This is a genomic window from Acidobacteriota bacterium, assembly GCA_030949985.1.
Classification (GTDB): Bacteria; Acidobacteriota; Polarisedimenticolia; order J045; family J045; genus JALTMS01.
Genome location: JAUZRX010000076.1, coordinates 1 through 3,286 on the forward strand (window position 1 = coordinate 1; position 3,286 = coordinate 3,286).

At 65.3% G+C, this 3,286-nt stretch carries 4 protein-coding genes; all 4 read right to left on the minus strand.

What is annotated here, in order from left to right:
* Positions 1–402, minus strand: a 402-nt coding sequence (locus tag Q9Q40_13845) for a hypothetical protein (GenBank protein MDQ7008298.1), incomplete at its 3' end; no start/stop codon positions are given.
* 74 nt (positions 403–476) lie between these two features.
* Positions 477–1,286 (minus strand): hypothetical protein, encoded by an 810-nt coding sequence (locus Q9Q40_13850; protein ID MDQ7008299.1) that lies wholly within the window; start codon positions 1,284–1,286, stop codon positions 477–479.
* Positions 1,286–1,645 carry a hypothetical protein gene (locus Q9Q40_13855; GenBank protein ID MDQ7008300.1) on the minus strand — a complete coding sequence of 120 codons (360 nt, stop codon included), beginning with the start codon at positions 1,643–1,645 and terminating at the stop codon, positions 1,286–1,288. Before Q9Q40_13855 ends, Q9Q40_13850 begins: the two co-directional genes overlap by 1 nt.
* A gap of 1 nt (position 1,646) precedes the next feature.
* Positions 1,647–3,286 (minus strand): hypothetical protein (locus Q9Q40_13860; GenBank protein MDQ7008301.1); only part of this gene is annotated, 1,640 nt, incomplete at its 5' end.

Consider the following 3,286-nt stretch of genomic DNA (forward strand, 5'->3'; position numbering starts at 1 on the left):
CTTTGAGACAAACGCGGCGTATGCCGTCTCGCTGTACGTCTGGCCCGTAACCGACCGATAGTCGCGATTCTGCGCACGCTGCTGCGTGCTCGCGTCGGCGTTGTATTCCGCCTCCGTCTCGTCGTCGTCTACGCCCACAGCGCCGACGCGGTAAAAGATACCGAGCGTCTTTATCGTGCCGACCTCGTCGGCCGTCTCTTCGCCGTCAAGGTACCACCGAGGAACGCTGTCGATGGGGCCTTCGGACAGCAAAAAGAAAACCACCTTCTGGTCCGTCGTGCCCCATGTCGCATGGCCACTCTCGAGCGCTTTCGGCGATACGCGCCGACGGCCGTAAATGACAACAATCGGCGCTGTGGGGTCGATTACGGGCACACCGCGGACAGCGGTCAAGTCGCCCATGACAAGCTCGCGCTTGCCCTCCCCTGTAGTCGGGAAACCGCCGTTGTCGAACGGATCGCCAGGGCCAACCATCGCTAAACCTCGAATCCGCCGAACACATACGCCAGGCGCGCCATGTTGGGCGACGCAAGAAAGCCGCCGAACCTGTGCCGCTGTGCGCGCTTGCCACAGTCCGCCCAGCTACGGTTGCAGTCGGCATACGCGACGGCGTCTGACACCGACCACGTGCGCGCAGCCGCAAGCGTCACGTCAACGCCAGAGATGGCCGATATCGCGACCTTCGCGCCAGTGCCGATTGTGATGTCGCGGCCCACGACCAGGTTCGACGCGTCGGCCACCTGCACGGCCGTGCTGTTTGTGCCAGCGTTGCTCGCCGTCGTCGTGGACGTGTACGGGCAGTGCACGCCGTCGGCAAAGACCCACGGGCACCACGTAGACGCGCGCCTGCGCGGAATGGCGATGTCCCACCCCTTAAGCAGACCGACAGCGCGGACCTCGAAGACCTCCTCGCTGATACGACGCGGGCGCTCCATCAGGCCGCGGAAAAGCACCAGCGAATCGGCGAGCAGCGCACCGGCGGAGTCGCGCATCAGCAGCCGCACGGTGAGCGGATAGCCGGTCAGTTGATCCTCAGGCTCGAAGTATCCTCGCAGCGTGTTTGTCACGTTGCTGAACGTCACAGCCACCTCGGGCACGCGAAACGCCATCTGCTCGCTGATCGGCGTCTGGCGCATCGCAAGCGCCGAATAGGCGTTGCCGCCCCACGTCAGCGCCTGCGGCGCGTAACGCAGCGTGCTCGACGCAAGCTCCAGCTCGTACACCACCACCGGCCGATTCGCGTCGGACTCCAGCTCGGCGAGTATCGATGCCGGAACCGTCAGCATCACAACACCTCGGTGAACTTAACCGTCACGCGGTACGACCCCACAGCGACGCGCTCATACGTCATCGGCTCGACAAAGCGCACCGTCGCCTCAGTAGTGCCAGGCGTCGCGTCGTCCGGGTCGTAGCTGACCTTGGTAAAGGTGGTGTACGTGCCGCGCGCGTCGTAAAAATTCAGCATGCTAGCAAGCGTCGCCTCGTCCACGTCGTAGACCTCCGTCCACTCGCGGATGAAGTTAGAGTGCTTCTGCCGGCGGTGCTCGCTGCCGTCCTCGTACCGCGTGACAAGCGTCGGTGGCGCGATGCGCTTGCCCGTGTACGGGTACTCGGCGTGCGTCGTCGTCCACGTCCAGTCGGCCATGTCAGTACCCCATCGCCACCGCGTCGCGGAAAGCAGCCATGAAGCCCTCCTTGTTGCGCGTCAAGACACGCTCCACGTCCGCGCCGTCAAGCGCGTTAATCGTCACGTGCACCGTAGACGCGTGGCCGGCCGGTACGATAGCGGCCCGGCCGTCAAGCACAGCGCGCGTCTCGCTCTGCGTCAGCACGCCCTCGCCAGCAGTGAGCATCGCGGGCACGGCGTCGCGCCCGGCAGGACCGGAGACGATTCCACCCGTCGCAAACTTCTGGGCACGGATCATCGCCACCTGCTTCATGCCGGCAGCGACAACGATCGCAGCGAGCGCCGGGCCGAAGATGCCGCCCTGGGCGAGGGCCTTCGTCGCGCCCTGCGCCGTGTTGATGATCGCCTGCGCGATGGCCAGCGATTTGGATTTCGGGAAAGCGGCGCGAAGCGCGTTCCACGTCACGGACAGCGCCTGCCCGAGCAGCATCTGCCGCATCATGGACTCGCGCTCAGCGATGGCAATCCTGCGCTCTGCCGCCCGCTCGGCCGCCTCGGTGATGCCCTCCTCGAACTCTCGGTACGCCTCGGCCTGTACGTCCAGGCCATCGGCAACGGTGTCGGGTATCGTCGGCGACGGCGACGCAAGCGCGCCTGTAGACTGGATGAACGGCACGCTGCTCGGTACAGCCTCGAAAGCCGCGCGCTTCTCCTGCGCCACCTTGCGCAGGTGCGCGCCCATGCTTTTGTAGATCCGATTCAGCGTCTCCATCGTCGGAGACAACTCGAGCGCCGCCTCGAGCGCCACTCGGGCCGATTCGCCGTAGGCAACCTCCGCGTCGTTCAGCAGCGATTGCCACTTCGCCGCCATCTCGGCTTGGCTAGCAACGCGCTCGTATGGCCCTATGATCGCATCCAGCGAGCGCTTGCGGCGCTCCTCCGCCTCGGCCGCGCGCTCCGACGCCACCTGCGCATCGACCATCGCGTCGTTGAAGGCGCGCTGATGATCGAGCGCCTCCTGCAAGCCCTGGTCCCATCCGTCAAGCGCCTCGGTCAGCGGGGCGAGCAGCTCCTTGACCGTGCCGAGCTTGCGAGCGTTTTCGAGCATCACGGCAAACGTGTTCGCCGACGTCTCGCCAAGACGCTTCTGCAGCTCGTCGTAGATGCGCGTCGCTTCGCGCTCGAGGTCGTCTTGCGCGGCCTGCTTGATCGAGCCTGAGATAGTCTCCGCCGCCTCCTTCACGTCAGCGGCAAAGCCCTTTAGCACGTCACCCAGACCGGTGAACTCAACGATCGTCTCGCCAAGATCACCGATCGCCGCGCCCATCGCCTCGAACACGCCCTCGAGTGATTTCGCCCTGGTGGCCGCAGCGCCGCCCATGCGCTCCTCGATCAGCTCAAGGACGCGAGCGAACTTCTCGCCAGCGGCGACGTTCTTGCCGAGCACGATTCCATATCGCGACAGCGTAGACGTCTCGCCTGCGGCAGCCTTGGCCATGAGGATCATGGCAGCCTTCAAGTCGATACCGACCACCGCGGCCATGTTGGCAGCGGCCATCGTCGCGCGCTCGAGGCCCTCACCAGAGAGCTTCCCGAGCGACACTAGGATCGCTTGGTTCTGGAGGATGACCTCGTCACCGAGCGCGGTCTGCTGCTGCA